At 63.5% G+C, this 15,543-nt stretch carries 13 protein-coding genes; 6 read left to right on the top strand and 7 right to left on the bottom strand.

The features are described 5' to 3' along the window. Nucleotides 1-26: 26 nt before the first annotated feature. Nucleotides 27-1,226, top strand: coding sequence for a nucleoside hydrolase (locus SSA02_RS09485; RefSeq protein WP_147093822.1), 1,200 nt, complete (start codon nt 27-29; stop codon nt 1,224-1,226). Between the two features lie 139 nt (nt 1,227-1,365). After that, on the top strand, nt 1,366-2,256 hold the full coding sequence (locus tag SSA02_RS09480; protein WP_246103810.1) for an AraC family transcriptional regulator: 891 nt from the start codon (nt 1,366-1,368) through the stop codon (nt 2,254-2,256). Between the two features lie 24 nt (nt 2,257-2,280). Here the strand turns inward: SSA02_RS09480 and SSA02_RS09475 are convergent, their stop codons facing one another. From SSA02_RS09475 to pqqA, 7 genes are all read right to left on the bottom strand, one after another. After that, the gene (locus SSA02_RS09475; RefSeq protein WP_147093944.1) at nt 2,281-3,558 is read right to left on the bottom strand and encodes an MATE family efflux transporter; all 1,278 of its coding nucleotides are present in this window, start codon (nt 3,556-3,558) and stop codon (nt 2,281-2,283) included. Nucleotides 3,559-3,785: 227 nt separating this feature from the next. Next, on the bottom strand, nt 3,786-4,655 hold the full coding sequence (locus tag SSA02_RS09470) for a sulfurtransferase (RefSeq protein ID WP_147093821.1): 870 nt from the start codon (nt 4,653-4,655) through the stop codon (nt 3,786-3,788). A 32-nt stretch (nt 4,656-4,687) separates the two neighbouring features. Further along, a complete protein-coding gene (gene pqqE, locus SSA02_RS09465; protein WP_147093820.1) occupies nt 4,688-5,788 on the bottom strand; it encodes a pyrroloquinoline quinone biosynthesis protein PqqE in 1,101 nt (366 codons plus the stop codon). A gap of 10 nt (nt 5,789-5,798) precedes the next feature. After that, entirely contained in the window at nt 5,799-6,074 is a 276-nt protein-coding gene (gene pqqD / locus SSA02_RS09460) for a pyrroloquinoline quinone biosynthesis peptide chaperone PqqD (protein ID WP_147093819.1), read from the bottom strand. Further along, nucleotides 6,071-6,817 carry a pyrroloquinoline-quinone synthase PqqC gene (gene pqqC, locus SSA02_RS09455; RefSeq protein WP_147093818.1) on the bottom strand — a complete coding sequence of 249 codons (747 nt, stop codon included), beginning with the start codon at nt 6,815-6,817 and terminating at the stop codon, nt 6,071-6,073. The genes pqqD and pqqC overlap by 4 nt, the downstream gene beginning before the upstream one ends. Continuing rightward, complete coding sequence (gene pqqB / locus SSA02_RS09450) at nt 6,814-7,725, bottom strand: pyrroloquinoline quinone biosynthesis protein PqqB (protein WP_147093817.1); 912 nt, start codon at nt 7,723-7,725, stop codon at nt 6,814-6,816. The genes pqqC and pqqB overlap by 4 nt, the downstream gene beginning before the upstream one ends. 81 nt (nt 7,726-7,806) lie before the next feature. After that, nucleotides 7,807-7,887 (bottom strand): pyrroloquinoline quinone precursor peptide PqqA, encoded by an 81-nt coding sequence (gene pqqA / locus SSA02_RS09445; protein WP_147093943.1) that lies wholly within the window; start codon nt 7,885-7,887, stop codon nt 7,807-7,809. A gap of 387 nt (nt 7,888-8,274) precedes the next feature. Between pqqA and SSA02_RS09440 the strand changes: the two genes are divergently transcribed. The 4 genes from SSA02_RS09440 to SSA02_RS09425 all read left to right on the top strand — a co-directional run bounded on the left by SSA02_RS09440 (nt 8,275) and on the right by SSA02_RS09425 (nt 15,533). Next, nucleotides 8,275-9,429, top strand: a complete 1,155-nt coding sequence (locus tag SSA02_RS09440; protein WP_186807760.1) for an AI-2E family transporter — start codon at nt 8,275-8,277, stop codon at nt 9,427-9,429. Between the two features lie 311 nt (nt 9,430-9,740). Next, nucleotides 9,741-10,910 carry an efflux RND transporter periplasmic adaptor subunit gene (locus SSA02_RS09435; RefSeq protein ID WP_246103808.1) on the top strand — a complete coding sequence of 390 codons (1,170 nt, stop codon included), beginning with the start codon at nt 9,741-9,743 and terminating at the stop codon, nt 10,908-10,910. 34 nt (nt 10,911-10,944) lie between these two features. Continuing rightward, nucleotides 10,945-14,037, top strand: a complete 3,093-nt coding sequence (locus tag SSA02_RS09430; protein ID WP_147093815.1) for an efflux RND transporter permease subunit — start codon at nt 10,945-10,947, stop codon at nt 14,035-14,037. Next, nucleotides 14,034-15,533: an efflux transporter outer membrane subunit gene (locus SSA02_RS09425; RefSeq protein WP_147093814.1), complete on the top strand. Its 1,500-nt coding sequence runs from the start codon at nt 14,034-14,036 to the stop codon at nt 15,531-15,533. The genes SSA02_RS09430 and SSA02_RS09425 overlap by 4 nt, the downstream gene beginning before the upstream one ends. Nucleotides 15,534-15,543 lie beyond the last annotated feature (10 nt).

Raw genomic sequence — 15,543 nt, 5'->3', positions numbered from 1 at the left:
GTCCCAGCGCAAGGAAACGTCTCTTCATGTCTCTCCGATCTCCCCGTATCCGGCGATCCCCTGAGCAGGAACGGTCCTGCCGGTCGATCCGTCCTGCATGTCCGGGCCGGTGGCTGGCGATCCCTCTGCTGGCGATTGCCCTGGTGCTTTCTTCCGTCTCTGCCCGGGCCGGGACGCGCAAGGTCATTCTCGACGATGACGGTTTCGCCCTTGCGCAATGGATGGTGATCAAGGCGCCGGACGTTCAGGTTCTGGGGGTTACGACGGTCACGGGCGATCTGTGGCAGAAGGAGGCGACAGCCAATGCCCTGCGCGGGGTGGAGATTGCCGGACGACCGGATCTGCCGGTCTATGGCGGTGCGACCTATCCTCTGGTGAATACCGAGGCCCAGACCGAACGCTGGGAGGCGCTTTATGGCAAGCTGGTCTGGAAAGGCGTCTGGATGAAACACTGGGTCGAGCCGACCCGGCAGGCCCTGCCTCCCTATCACGGGCCGGATGTCGTGCCCGATCTGCCCCAGGGCAATCCGACCCTCGAGGCGCGTCCCGGTCGTGCAGCCGATTTCCTGATCGAGATGGTGCATAGCTATCCCCATCAGGTTTCGATCATCGCTACCGGACCGCTTACCAATCTGGCGCTGGCGCAACGTCTCGATCCCGAATTTGCCGGTCTGGCGAAAGAGCTGGTCTATATGGGCGGGAGCCTCAATCCGCGCCAGACCCGCCCCGATGAGGTGGCGCATCAGTTTGCCCGCGAGTTCCTGAACGCGCCACGGCGCGAGTTCAACATACGGTTCGATCCCGAGGCGGCCAGTATCGTGCTGCGCGCGCCCTGGGCCAGGATCACCATGATACCGGTGGACCCCTCGACCGATACAGAACTCACTCCGGCCCTTCTCAAGCGTCTCTCGGCTTCGGCAACGCCTGTCGCGCGCGCCTTGCGCACGCGACCGACCGGCTTTCCTCTCTGGGACGAAATTGCGGCAGGCGTCTGGCTCGATCCCGGAATCGTCACGCGCAAGACCGATCTCTTCATCGACGTGAATACGCAGTTCAGCGGGTCCTATGGCGATATCCTGTCCTGGACTCCGGGTTACGAACCCGGCCTTGGGGAACGCAGGAACATCGTTGTGCAGAAGATCGATGTGAAACGTCTCGAGGATCTGATGACGCAGCGTGTTGCTGCACCGCAAAAGCCCGTCAGCGGACGTCCCCTGCCCGGCTAGGGCGGAAAAGGCTTGCCCGATCCGGGGCAGGAGGGGACGCCGGCGGAAAATCCGTATGTGCGGACCTGAATCGCAATCCCGGTCGAGCGCCCCGGTTCCAGCCATGCGACACCCGTCTTGTCTCGTCTTGGGGAAGAGAATGATGATTGTGTCGCTGGAAGCCTACCGGACGCGGATGCGACGTGTGCTGGAGCATATCGACCGGAATCCGGAAAGCCGCCTCGATCTCGATGCATTAAGTGCGGTCGCGGCCTTTTCGAAATTCCATTTCCACCGGCAGTTCACTGCAATTTTCGGGATGTCCGTCCATTGTTATGTCCTGAGCGTCCGGCTGAAGCGGGCGGCGTATCGGCTGGCTTACAGGGAGGGGCGCATCACAGACATCGCGCTCGAAGCCGGTTACGGTTCTCCCGATGCTTTCGCACGCGCCTTCAGGCGTCATTTCCGGCAGTCGCCATCATCGTTCAGACGGACTCCCGACTGGGACGCGCTGCGCGCGGTTTCCGCGCTTTTCGACAAAACGAGGATGGATCTCATGGAATGCCGGTTTACGCCTGCTGACGTCACTATTCGCGAAGTCGCTGCGACACCCGTCGCGATCATGGTCCATCGTGGCGACCCGTCCGGGATCGGCGCGACCGTTCAGCGTTTCATCGCCTGGCGCAGGGCGAGCGGATTACCCCCCTGGCGCACGCCCACTTTCAACATCTTCCATACCGACCCGCAGGTCACACCGCCCGAGGCATTCCGGCTGGATCTTTGCGTGGGAACCGCAGGGCCCATTCCGGCCCGGGGAGAGCAGATCGAGCATGGTTTCATCCCTGCGGGACGCTGTGCCGTGCTGCGTGTCCACGGTGACGAGGAGGCTCAGAAAGCGGGGATGCTCTATCTCTATCGCGACTGGCTTCCGGCCAGCGGTGAGGAAACGCGCGATTTTCCGCCCTATTGCCAGCGTATCGCTCTCTATCCCGACGTTGCAGGGCATGAGGCGGTTACGGAGCTGTTTCTGCCGCTCGCGGAGGCCGGGTGACGGAACGGGGCTACGGAGCCGGGTTCAGATCCGGCGAATGACCCGGAAAGCCGTGAGCGCAGCGCAGGTGCCGAAAATGACGACCCCGAGCGACTGACCGACGAGAATGCCGATGGGTCCGTAATGGGACCCGATCCAGACGAAGGGGATCGTGCCCAGCGTGGCGCGGCCCCAGTTGAATCCGGTCGAATAGAGGGGATGACCGAGATTGTTGAAGGCCGTGTTCGACACGAAGAGAAGACCGACGAAGAAATAGCTCGCCACCAGCCAGCAGCAGAACAGGGTAACGATGCGTATGGCCACGCCCTTGGCGGCAAAGAGATGCAGAATGGGCACATGGAAGGCAGCAAGAAAGACCCATGTCGCGAGAACGCACAGCCCGGTCAGTTTGAGCGAGGCGTAAAGAGCCTCCCGCACACGATCCTTGCGGCCCGCTCCGAGATTCTGCGACATGATGGGGCCGACCGATCCGGTCAGGGCGAAGACGAAGGCGAAGGCCACGGGAACGATCCGGTCGATCGTGGCCTGGCCCGAGATTGCCTCCAGCCCGAACCGCGCCATGAAATGGGTGGTGAACAACCCTCCGACGGGCGTGGCCAGATTGGTGGCGATCGCAGGAAGAGCGACCGCGCCGATCTGGCGTGTTGCCGGTGCCAGCGCCCAGAGTCGCGGCCGCTCGAGCATGTGATGACCGCGCAGGCTGACAAAGCCGAAAAGCACGACCGCGCTGCGCGACACGAGCGTGCTGATGGCCGCACCCGTAAGTCCGAGATGCAGGCCGAAGATCAGGATCGGATCGAGTATGGCGGATATCACGGCCCCTACGAGCGTGACCTGCATGGAGCGTCGTGCATCGCCCACGGAGCGCAGCAGCGCCGATTGTGCCATGCCGAAACAGACGAGCGGCAAAGCGGGCGAGACGATATGCAGGAAGCCGGCGGCCTGTGCGAGCGCCTCGCCTGACGCACCCAGCAATGTCAGGAGACGCGTGGCCAGAACGGCCGTCAGGCAGCCGAGCACGGCAGCGACCGCGACCATGACGACCATGAATGCCGAGGCGAAGCGTCGTGCCCTGATGGTGCGTCTCGCCCCGACGAGCCGGCCGATAATGGCGCCCAGACCGATGGTCATGCCGATGGAGACGGCGACCTGGACATAACCGAGCGCCGCAGCGAACCCCATCGCAGCGGTCAGGGCCGGATCGTGCAGATGGGAGATATACCAGAAATTCAGCAGATCGACCGCGAAAACGGCCATGAGTCCGATCGCACCCGTCCCTGCCATGACCACGACATGACGCATGATGCTGCCATGAACGAAGCGTGCGGGCCGTGTGGCTGAAAGATTGACCTTGGGCGCAGGCTCCTGCGGGTCCGTCGCATCCGGGGAAGGCGTGCCGGGAGATAGGGAAGTCGGGGACATGTCCCGACGATCCTGCCCTGTCTCGCGGGATCGGGAAACGGAAGAAATGGCCCGAGGGCGCATTTTTTCCCGATGGACCATTTTTTATCGCCTTGCCCCGCCCGGGATCATCCGGCCTCGACCGGCAGATCGGGCAGGGCGCTCCATTCGCTCCATGAACCGGCATAGAGCCGCGCCCCGTGCAGCCCGGCGATCTCGAGGGCAAGCAGGTTATGACAGGCGCTTAAGCCCGATCCGCAACTCGCGATCAGGGCGTCGGGGCGACAGGGGCCGAGAATCCCGAGCCATTCCTCGCGCAGGAGACCGGGTGGCTTGAAGAGACCTTCCGGCGTGAGATTATGTGCGTAAGGACGGTTGAGCGCGCCCGGAATGTGACCGCCGCGCGGATCGAGGGTCTCGTTCACGCCACGGAAACGCTCCGCATTGCGGGCATCGACGATGCGTATCTCGTCGCTGCCCAGACGGGCGGCGATGAAATGGCGATCGACCGCGACATCGGGACGCAGGTCGAGCCTCAGCGATCCGGACGCAGGGGCGGGCGCCGATCCGTATGACGACCCGGATGACGATAAGGGAGTTTCGGCGGTGAGGGGCAGGGTTGCGGCCTGCCACGCCGTGAGGCCGCCATCGAGCACCGCAACGGCGTCATGACCGATCCAGCGCAGCATCCACCAGAGACGGGCCGCCGCTATTCCGCCCGAACGGTCGTAGCAGACGACCTGATCGTCCGGACCGACCCCGGTCTCAGCAACCCATTGCGCGAAAACCCGCGGATCCGGCAGGGGATTGCGTCCGTTTTCCCCCGTGCGGGGGCCGGACAGGGCGGTTTCCATCCTCGCATGGAGCGCTCCGGGGATATGGCCCGAGAGATAGGCGGCGCGACCCGCTTCGGGATCGGCCAGATCGTGGGAGCAATCGAAGATACGCCATGAGGGATGGGAGGCGAGATCCCTGGCGGAGACGATCGTGGTTCTCATGGTGTCTGTTTCCTTGCTGTCCCGGCTCTGTATTACCCCGTCTCGTTCCGGCCCGTTCCGGTAAAGCGTCGATAGGCGAAATCGCCGTCATGCCCGGCTTCTGCGGCCGCGACGACGACCTCGTGACGGTCGGAACGTGCGCAGACCGGATCGGTGGCACGCGCATCGCCGGTCAGGGCCAGAGCCTGACAGCGGCAGCCGCCCCAGTCGATTTCCTTCAGCGCGCAGGACTGACAGGGTTCCGGCATCCATGCCGTGCCGCGAAAGAGATTGAACAGAGCGGAGTCCTGCCAGATCTCACCGAGGGCATGCTCCATGACATTCGGGAACGTCACGTCGGGAATGGTTTCGGCGGCGTGGCAGGGCAGTACCTTGCCCGAGGGTGTGACGTTGAGAAAACGCTGTCCCCATCCCCCCATGCAGGGTTTCGGCTGGTCCGCGTGATAATCGGGGGTGACATAGTCGATGGCCAGGCTGTTCCCGAAACGCGCCCGCGCCTTCACGACGGCGTCGGTCGCGGCGTCGAGCTGCGCTGCCGAGGGCATGAGCAGATCGCGGTTCTTCAGGCCCCAGCCATAATATTGCGTATGGGCGATCTCCACCCGTCCGGCGCCGAGCTCATGGGCGAGATCCAGCATCTGGGCCACCCGGTCGGCATTTTCCCGGTGGATGACGAAATTCAGGGTCAGCGGCAGGCCCCTGGCCCGGATCAGACGCGCCGCCGCGAGCTTTCGCTCCTGGGCGCCGCGCAGGCCGCCGATCCGCTCCGCACCTGTCTCGGTCACGTCCTGAAAGGAGAGCTGGATGTGATCGAGACCGGCCTCGTCCAGAGCCGCGAGAGTGGCTTGCGTGATCAACACGCCCGAGGTGATCAGATTGGTGTAGAGATTGAGGCTGCTGGCATGGTGCACCAGCGCGGGAAGATCGGCCCGCGCCATGGGTTCCCCCCCGGAGAAATGCACCTGGAGCACACCGAGGGCGGCAGCTTCCTCGAGGATGCGCACCCAGTCCTGCGTTTCCAGCTCCGACTGGCGGCGATCGAGCGAAAGCGGGTTCGAACAATACGGGCAGGCGAGCGGGCAGCGATGGGTCAGCTCGGCCAGCAGACTCATCGGAGGGGGAAAGCGGGTCATGATACCGGCCTCATGGCGACAGGATTTTCTGTTCCGCAAGGGAGGCGACAAGCGTCTTCACGTCGGCGGCAATCCGGTCCCGAGGGGCCTGATAGGTCTCGGCCAGAAGATCGATGATCGTGCCGAGCGAGCGCTTTCCGTCCACCAGACGCAGAATGGCGGCTGCGACCGGATCGGCGATGAAGGCCTTCTCCGGCGCCTGGATGAGCCAGACATCGCGCACGCGATCCTGCTGCAGGCGATGGCCGCGCGTGAATCCGGGAATGCTGTCTTCCGCGATGCTCAAGCGCTGAATGCCCCTGGCGTCCCGTCGCCCCGGAATGCCCCCGGGGCGGGGTGGCCTTCCATATAGACGTGCTGGAGCGCGTCCAGCATGGACCACAGGACATTGCACTTGAACAGGAGCGCGTCGATGACCTCCTTCTGCTGTTCGGGCGTCCGGGCATTTGCCCTGACATAGGCAAGGGCGAAGTCGGAATCGCGCGGTGCCTGGGTCAGACGCGGTGCGAAATAGGCCAGCGTCTCTTCCGAGATGAAATTGTAATGACGCAACATTCCGGAGACGCGTTCGCTGATGATCGTTGGCGAGAACAGCTCTGTCAGCGAAGAGGCGATCGCGGCCAGAACCGAACGCTCTCCCACGAAATGGACATAGGCTTCCACAGCGAAACCCGTGGCGGGCAGCATGCCTTCGAGGCTCTCGACATAGCGTCGTGACAGACCGAGTCCATCCGTCAGCTTCAGCCAGCGCGCGATACCGCCCGTACCGGGGGCGTCGCCATCGTGATCCTCCAGGCGTCGCCGCCACTCGCGACGCAGCTCCGCCGTCGGCAGGCGCGCGAGGAGGGTCGCATCCTTCACCGGTATGGACGCCTGATAATAATACCGGTTGAGCGCCCAGGCCTGAACCTGCATCCGGTTCAGGGCGCCGTCATGAAGGGCGCGATGGAACGGATGACGGTTGTGATATCGCTCGGCGCCGATCTCGCGCAATCTCGCCTCGAGGGCATCGGGAGAGAGAACCGTCATGAAACCGCTCCTAGTGTCAGGCGCATGCCGTCCTCGCCGACAGACCAGCCTGCCGCCTCGACCGCGCTGCGCTCGGGAGAACCCGGAAGAAGGATCGGGTTCGAGTTGTTGATATGGATGAAGACGCGATGGGGCGGGGCATCGGTGAGGGTTTCGAGACTCCCGCCGGGACCCGAGAGGGATATGTGACCCATGCGCAAGCCTGTCTTGGGGCTGAGACCGGCACGGATCATCTCGTCGTCGCGCCAGAGCGTCCCTTCCATGAACAGGGCATCCGCGCTTCCTATGCGCTCGAGGATCGGCGGGGTCAGCTCGGCGCAGGCGGGCAGAAAGACCATACGTCGCGTTCCGTCGCCGATATCGAGGCCGATCGTCTCGCCTTCCCGGCTCGGCAGATGCTCGGCATAAAGCGGCGCCTTGCCGGGCACGTCGAAGGCGGTCACGGTCAGGCCGGACGGTGTTCCGTCCTTGTTCGGCAGGGAGAAGGAGATCCCGGTCTCGAGCGTCAGACGCGGTACGATCTCGCGGTTGACGGCCTCGAAGATCGGATTGGCATCGAGCTGGGCATGGGTTGCGCGCGTGGCCCATAGCGTGAAGGCTTCCCGCTCGCGCAGGGTCAGAAGGCCTGTGACGGAGTCGATCTCTCCATTGGTGAGCAGAACGCCCTGGATGGGTGTCGAGCGCAGCGCGTCGCGGGCGTGCAGGGGCGGATTGGCAAGGATCTGGGCCCTCAGATCGGGCGCGGCATTGAGCAGGAACCAGCGCTGCCCATCTCCGCTGACCGCAAGGGAGGTCTGGGTGCGCGCGGGGATCCTGCCCTCCCGGGCTGCGCGACAACCGGGCGCGTTGGAGTTCCACTGAGGGAAACCTCCACCTGCGGCGCTGCCAAGAACGAGAATATCGAGCATGGGGACGGTCCGGGGTCTGTCAGAAACGACAACAGCCGCACCCGGGTGCGGCTGTTGTCGTTACAGGACGGGAAGAAGCGCTTACTTCTTCTGGCCGCAAACATAGGAGTTGATCTCGGCGCCAAGCGGGATCTCGGTGATTTTCGGGGTATTCCAGGCCATGATGATATCCTTGAACGAGAAGGCTGCAGAGAGCTGCAGGTGTCATACGACAGAAACCGAAAATGGGTTGCAAGGAAAAAGGATTCAACCCAATTAAATGTAACGTGCCTCACGTTGAGGGCAACATTCGTGATCCGGAGCTGTTGAACGGCTTACAAGGCTTCTGACACCCGATGCCGCCGCATTCGCCATTGCAGGAAAGAACAGCCCGACATGTCAGGCACGTCCCCGGCCCAGGACACCGCCCTCCCGGAGTCTGCAGACCCTGCCGACCGTGACGGGAGAGAAAAGGCGCATGTCGTGCCCCCTCCGGTTGCGGGAGGAGAGCGCAGGAAGGGCGATGCCGCCCAGCCGGATGCCGGCCAGGCCGGCATCATCCGCAAGGCGATGCTGCGTCACAGTCTGAGCCTGCGCGATGTCTGCGTGCTGATCATCACGCTTCTGGCGCTTTTCTATACCCTCAATTGCGCCGCCGATATCGTCCTGCCTTTCGTCTTCGCCATGGTCGTCAATCTGCTGATGATCGCGCCCATGAGGTTTCTCCATGGGCGGTTGCGGCTGCCGAAACCGATCGCCGCCCTGTTGCTGATCATCGCGATGTTCGTGATCGTCGCCGGCATAGGCACCGCCATTTCCGTGCCGGCCGCAGCCTGGCTCACGAAGGTTCCGCAAAGCCTTCCGGCCTTGCAGGACAAGCTCGCCTTTCTCCAGGGACCGATCGAATCGCTCCAGCGCGGCTATTACCGGGTGATCTCCCTGGTTTCGAGCAGCAGCCATCATCATGTGAGCGCCGCGGCGGCGGCCTCTTCCTCCGCCTCCAACAGCGCCGAGACGCTGAGGCTCTGGGGGTCGTCCGTTCTCGTCGGCACGCGGGCCTTCATGGGGGAGCTCTTCACCATGCTGCTCATGCTGTTCTTCCTGATGACCGAGGGAGACAGCCTGTTGCGCCGGATCGTCGAGATCATGCCGACCTATTCGGACAAGAGACGCCTGGTGCAGATCACGACCCAGATCGAGCGGAACGTCTCGCTCTATCTGGCGACGATCACCATCATGAATCTGCTCGTGGGGCTGCTCAATCTGCTTCAGTGCTGGCTGACGGGCATGCCCAACCCCCTTCTCTGGGGGGTGCTGGCCTTCCTGCTGAATTACGTCCCGATCATCGGTCCGCTGACAGGCGTGGTGGTGTATTTCTGTGTGGCGCTGATCAGCTTTCCATCCTTCCTTCTGGCGCTGCTTCCTCCCGCGATCTATCTCTGCATCCACATCATGGAAGGCGAGACGATCACGCCGATGCTTCTCGCCAAGAGATTCACGCTCAATCCGGTTCTGGTCATGGCCTCCCTGCTTTTCTGGGACTGGATGTGGGGAATAGGAGGGGCCTTCCTCTCCGTTCCCATGCTCGCCGTGTTCAAGATCTTCTGCGACCACATAGAGGCGCTGACCCCGATCGGTCATGTCCTTGGGGGACCGGTGAGACCGCGTTCCCTGAGGACGATCGGAGACCCCGTATCGGGATCGACGGCCAACACGGCGCTCTGAGCCTCCTCATGCCTGCCCCCGATCCGCACAGGGCGGGGCAAGGGCGGGACATGTCATGGATCCGGTCGCGGATCGGCCCTTCTGTCAGATCGTCTGTCGGTTCGTGCCCAGGCCTCATATGTCGGACATTGCCCGATGCATGACATGAAATTATCATGCATCGTTCGTTACGAATCCCTATTAGAAGGCGGGTCGGGCCGTATCGCTGCGTTCTTGCGAACCGGGTCCGTATTCTCTTCAGTCGTGACATCACTGATTTCATATCCCGGAGCCGAACGCCCGATGCGCTTTCCTGACGGCCTTGTCCGCCCATGCCCAGACTCATGCCCAGACTCATGCCCGGCGCCGTGACCCGTCGTCCGGCCGTTGCCGTTCTGCTCGTTCTTGTCGCTCTGGGCGTTGTCCTTGCGGTCCTGCGGTTGCGGCACGGCCCGCAGGACGACTCCGCGCATCCGCAATTCACCCGTGAGGGAAGCACCATCGTCGTTGCAGAAGGGGCGCCTCTCATGGCGCGTCTGCATGTGCAGCCGGTCGAGGCCAGCGTTCTTGCGCATGGACTCCGGGTTCCGGCGACGGTCCAGGCCGAGCCGCGGCGGAGCTATCCCATCCTCACGCCGGTTACGGGACGAGTGATCAGGACGGATCTCCAGCCGGGCCAGAGCGTCAGGAAAGGCGATGTCCTTGCCGTGCTCGCCTCGGGCGATCTCGATCAGGCCTATGCCGATCTGGTCAAGGCCCGTGCACAGGTGACCTATCAGGAGCGGGTCGTGCGCCGGGCACGTGACGTGCTCTCCATCGGGGGGAACGCGCAGAAGGATCTGGACGCGGCCCTGAACGATCTCGCCCAGGCTCAGGCCGAACGCCAGCGCGCCGAGAGACGTCTGGAATCGCTCAACAGCCGTACGGATCGGGACGGAGAGGGCATGGTGCATCTCCTCGCGCCGGTCGACGGACTGGTCGCCAGCACCTCCCTGGCCGAGGGGGTCAACATTACCGATCCCACCGCCGTTCAGGCCGTCATTCTCGATATTTCCCGTCTTCAGATCGATGCGGCCCTTCCGGAGGACACATCCGCGCTCGTGCGGACCGGCCAGAGCATGACCGTGCGGATCCCTGCCATTCCGGGGCGTGTGTGTTCCGGCACCGTCTCTTCCATCGATCCGGCGCTTCATGCCGATACGCGCCGGGTCGTTGCCCATATGCTTTGCGACAATGCCGCGTTCGATCTGCGGCCCAACATGTTTGCCGATGCCGAGATCGCGGTTCCCCAGCCGCCGATGATCATGATCCCCAAGACGGCGCTTCTCATGAACAACGATCGTCTGAGCGTGTTCGTCCAGGAGGGGGCACCGCGTCATTTCCAGCGCCGCGCGATCACGGTCAGCTACGACGAGGGAGAAAACGTGCGCGTGCTCACCGGCCTGAAAGCCGGAGAGCGGGTCGTGACCCGTGGCGCAATTCTCCTCAACGACAACGACTGATCCTTCAGCGCCAACGACAAGAGCCCTCCGACCCGTGATAGCGACTCTTATTTCCTGGTGCTTCGCGCGCCGTCATATCGTTTTCATCTGCGCGGTCTTTCTGGCCCTCGCCGGGGGCTATGCCTGGCGCGTTCTGCCGGTCGAGGCCTATCCGGATCTGGGCGCGGTGAACGTTCAGATCACGACACAGGTCTCCGGGCTTGCGGCAGAGGAGATGGAACAACAGGTCACCGTGCCGCTCGAGCGTGCGCTGGCCGCAGTGCCGGGCGTCACGGAGAGCCGGTCGAGCAGCACGTTCGGTCTGTCGCTCATCACGCTCATCTTTCATGATGGTGTCGATGTGTTCACGGCCCGCCAGCTCGTGCTGGAGCTTCTCGGAACGGCGAGCATGCCCGATGGCGTAACGCCCCAGCTCGGTCCGATCACGGGACCGGCGGGGGAGATCTATCGCTACACGCTGGAATCGGATTCGATGGATCTGATGCAGCTTTCCGATGTCCAGCGCTGGATCGTGATTCCAACGCTCCAGCGCGTGCCGGGCATCGTCAACGTCAATAATTTCGGCGGTCTGACACGCGAATACCAGCTCGTGCTCCGGCCCGACGCCCTGCTCCGCTTCGGATTGAGCACCGATGACGTGGTCAATGCCATCAGGAACAACAACGCCAATGCGGCGGGCGGGCGGATCACGCGCGGCGAGCAATCCTATATCGTGCGCGGCGTCGGCATGATCCATACGCTGGACGACATGAAGCATATCGTGGTCGCCCAGCATAACGGCACGCCCGTCCTGCTCGGCGATCTCGGACAGATCCAGTTCGGTCACCAGATCCGCGAGGGCATTCTCGGCAAGGACAACAATCCGGATACGATCGAAGGGATCGTGACCATGCTCTCGGGGGCCAACCCCTCCGTGGTGCTCGATAACGTGCATCATACGGTCGAGCTGCTTCAGGATCGGCTCAAACCGCTCAATGTCCGTCTCGTCCCCTATATCGATCGCGACAATCTGGTGAAGGCCACGACGCACAAGGTGGGCGAAACCATGGTCGAGGGGGTGGGGCTCGTCCTCGTCATCCTCACGCTTTTTCTGGGAAGTCCGCGCAGTGCCCTGGTCACGGCGGTCACCATCCCGCTCGCGCTCGCGACCGTTTTCGTCCTCATGCATTTCTTCGGCATGGCGGCCAATCTTTTCTCGCTCGGCGCCATCGATTTCGGTGTCATCGTCGACGGTGCGATCGTCATTACCGAGGCGATCCTGCGATTGCGCGAGCAGGCGCCCGGATCGACCCTTACGGCAACCGAGGTGCTGGGCGTCGCCCGGATCGCGGGACGTTCGATCTTCTCCTCCACGCTCATCATCATCGTCGCCTATTCTCCGCTCTTCGCGTTCGAGGGCAGCGAGGGCAAGCTGTTCCGTCCCATGGCCTATACGGTCAGCTTCGCGCTGCTGGGCGCTCTGGCCTGCGCGCTCTGTCTCATCCCCACACTCAGCTATCTCGCTTTGCACAAGCCGCGCCGGATCTGGCACAACCGCCCGCTCGAGGCCCTGCATCGGGCCTATGAGCGGGGGCTGACCCATATGCTCGCGCGACCGCTCGTCACCTTTCTGGGCGGGGCGGCGGCCCTGGTCTGTGTGGTCGTGCTGGGGGCGACGGTCGGGCGCGAGTTCCTGCCCGATCTCGATGAGGGTGCGCTCTGGCTCCAGGTACAGCTGCCGACCGGCATTTCCCTCGATCAGGGAAGTCGTATGGCAGGGGAGATACGTTCGGCCGTGAGGGAGTTTCCCGAAACCTCCTATGCCATCACCCAGCTCGGCCGCAATGACGAGGGCACCGATCCATGGACGTTCTCGCATATCGAAATGCCTGTCGGCCTCAAGCCCTACGATCAGTGGCGCAGCGGCGAGACCAAGGCCGAGTTCATCGGCCGTCTGCGCGAGAGGCTCTCGCGTATTCCCGGGATCAGTTTCGGCATCAGCCAGCCGATCCAGGACGGTATGAACGATCTGGTGGGCGGCGCCCATTCCCCGCTCGTCCTGCGCGTTTACGGCAGCGATTTTCATGAGCTGCGGCGCATCGGGCGCCAGATCGTCGGCATCCTGCATGAGGTTCCCGGCACGGCCGATGCATCGATCTTCCAGGAGCCCCAGATTCCGCAGCTCATGATCACGCCCAAGCGGGAAGAGGCGGCACGCTATGGCATCAGCGTGTCCGATATCGGCACGGTCGTCCAGAACGCCATCGGCGATGCGGCCATCACGCAGGTCTATGTCGAGGATCGCGTCTATAACGCGACCCTGCGCGTCGGGACCCGCGACCTGCAGGATCTCGCCTCGATCCGGGCGCTCCCTCTGCGCTCGAGCGATGGCGCTCCGATCCCGCTTTCGGAAGTGGCGGATGTCGGACTGCATATGGGAGAGAGCAACATCGCTCATGAGATGGGCGAAAGACAGATCACGATCCGGGTCGATAATGGTCAGCGGCCGCTCTCCCAATATCTGGAAGATGCCCGGAAGCGTATCGCCGAACAGGTCCATTTCGATCCGCGCCGCTATCGTCTGCAATGGGCCGGAAGCTTCGAACAGGAGCAGCGCGCCCAGGCGCGTCTGGGCGTGGCACTCCTCGTCATGTTCTCGGTCATGCTGCTTCTGCTTTTCATGGAGTTCGGCACGTTCCGTCACGCCGTGCTCGTTCTGAGCGTCGTTCCGCTTGCCACTCTGGGGGGGCTGATCGCGCTGCACCTGCGCGGTGAGACGCTCAATATCGCGACGGCCGTCGGGTTCATCGCGCTTTTCGGCGTGGCGGTGCAGAACGGCATCATCATGATCGCGGCCATCAACCGCCATCACCGCTCGGGACAGAGCATTCATGATTCCGTGCTTGCCGGTGCTGCAGAGCGTTTCCGCCCGGTGCTGATGACGGCGACCGTCGCCAGCGCGGGCATGTTGCCTGCCGCATTGGCCACCGGAGTGGGGACGGATGTCCAGCGCGGCCTGGCAACCGTGGTGGTGGGCGGTCTGGGCATTGCCACCTTGCTCACGCTGTTCGTCCTGCCCGTCTTCTTCTTCGAGCTCGAGCATCATATCGAGCGACGGCGCGCGCGCCGTTCGGGAGCCGTGTCATGAAGCGTTCCGCTCCGATCGGTCTTCTGGTGCTTTCCCTTCTCGGCGGCTGCGCCATCGGGCCGGATTATCATCGTCCGGCCCTTCTGCAGAAAGCGGGATATCAGAGCGACGCATTGCCGGGAGAAATCCACGGTACGCCCGGCGGCTTCGCGGCAGGAGCGCGTCAGGCTCTCGTGCCCGGCGCCGATCTGTCCGGAGAGTGGTGGACCGCCTTCGGCGTTCCCCAGCTCGATGCACTGGTGACGCGCGCGCTCAGGAACAACCCGTCGCTGAAATCGTCCCAGGCGGCGCTCAAGGCGGCTTATGAGCAGACGCGGGTCGCGGGTGCGCCCCTCCTGCCCAGCATCTCGGCCTCTTTCAATCCGACACGGAACAAGACGTCGCAGGCGCTCTCACCCGTGCCGGGAAACAACGCCTATCTCTACAATCTGCACACGCTTCAGCTCAATATCTCGTATCAACCCGATCTCTGGGGCGGATTGCGGCGTCAGGTCGAGTCCCAGGCGGCCCAGGCGGAGCTCCAGCGTTTCGAACTCGTGGCAACGACGAACACGCTGATCAACACGCTGATCGTGGCGCTGATCACGCAGTCGAGCCTGAACGAACAGATCCGGGCGACGGACGAGATCGTCGCCAATCAGCAGAAGCTGCTTGCGGTGATGGAGAAGCAATATCGTCTCGGCGATATCTCGGAAGCCCAGCTTCTGGCCCAGAAAGCGGCGATGACCCAGGCTCAGGCCACCTTGCCTCCCCTGCGTCTCCAGGCGGAGCAGGCGCATGACCAGATCGCGGCGCTGATCGGCACCACGCCGCAGGAAAGACTGCCGGAGATCCCTCTCGACGCCTACAGGCTTCCGGGCGCGCTGCCCGTCAGTCTTCCGACTGCCCTGCTGGAGCAGCGTCCCGATATCCGGGCGGCGGAATCGCAGATGCACAGTACGAGCGCCCAGGTTGGCGTGGCCATCGCCAACCGTCTGCCGAACGTCCAGCTTTCCGCGACCCCCGGTCAGGCGATCAATGCCATGAGCCAGTTCTTCACGCCCGGTTACGGCAACTGGACGATCGGGGCCATGGTCGCTCAGCCCATCTTCCAGGGATTCGAGCTGATGCATCTCGAGCGCGAGGCCCGCGCGAACCTGCTTGCGGCGACCGAGCAATACAGGAACACGGTTCTGACCTCGATGCAGAACGTGGCCGATACGCTTCACGCCCTGCAGGAGGATTCGGACGGGCTGACGATAAGCGCGGCGAATGAGGATGCGGCAATCCGCAGTCTGGCAATCTCCCAGAGGCAGATGTCCTATGGCGATATCTCGCCCGTTCTTCTCCAGGCGGCGGTCCAGATCGAGCTCGAGGCGCGTCTCTCCCTCATCCAGGCGAAAGCGACGCGCTTCACGGACAGCGTCGCTCTCTTCCAGGCGCTCGGAGGTGGGTGGTGGCATCGTAACGATACGGGTATGAAGATTCCCGGCACAGACTGGCACGCGGCGTTCTGACCGGTTCGGA

The organism is Swaminathania salitolerans, from assembly GCF_007988945.1.
GTDB classification, from domain to species: domain Bacteria; phylum Pseudomonadota; class Alphaproteobacteria; order Acetobacterales; family Acetobacteraceae; genus Swaminathania; species Swaminathania salitolerans.
This window is presented reverse-complemented; position numbering and strand designations above follow the sequence as displayed.

Coding starts and splice junctions, on each gene's coding strand:
- SSA02_RS09485 (WP_147093822.1), top strand. CDS start 27: ATGTCTCTCCGATCTCCCCGTATCCGGCGATCCCCTGAGCAGGAACGG.
- SSA02_RS09480 (WP_246103810.1), top strand. CDS start 1,366: ATGATGATTGTGTCGCTGGAAGCCTACCGGACGCGGATGCGACGTGTG.
- SSA02_RS09475 (WP_147093944.1), bottom strand. CDS start 3,558: ATGCGTCATGTCGTGGTCATGGCAGGGACGGGTGCGATCGGACTCATG.
- SSA02_RS09470 (WP_147093821.1), bottom strand. CDS start 4,655: ATGAGAACCACGATCGTCTCCGCCAGGGATCTCGCCTCCCATCCCTCA.
- pqqE (WP_147093820.1), bottom strand. CDS start 5,788: ATGACCCGCTTTCCCCCTCCGATGAGTCTGCTGGCCGAGCTGACCCAT.
- pqqC (WP_147093818.1), bottom strand. CDS start 6,817: ATGACGGTTCTCTCTCCCGATGCCCTCGAGGCGAGATTGCGCGAGATC.
- pqqB (WP_147093817.1), bottom strand. CDS start 7,725: ATGCTCGATATTCTCGTTCTTGGCAGCGCCGCAGGTGGAGGTTTCCCT.
- pqqA (WP_147093943.1), bottom strand. CDS start 7,887: ATGGCCTGGAATACCCCGAAAATCACCGAGATCCCGCTTGGCGCCGAG.
- SSA02_RS09440 (WP_186807760.1), top strand. CDS start 8,275: ATGCTGCGTCACAGTCTGAGCCTGCGCGATGTCTGCGTGCTGATCATC.
- SSA02_RS09435 (WP_246103808.1), top strand. CDS start 9,741: ATGCCCAGACTCATGCCCAGACTCATGCCCGGCGCCGTGACCCGTCGT.
- SSA02_RS09425 (WP_147093814.1), top strand. CDS start 14,034: ATGAAGCGTTCCGCTCCGATCGGTCTTCTGGTGCTTTCCCTTCTCGGC.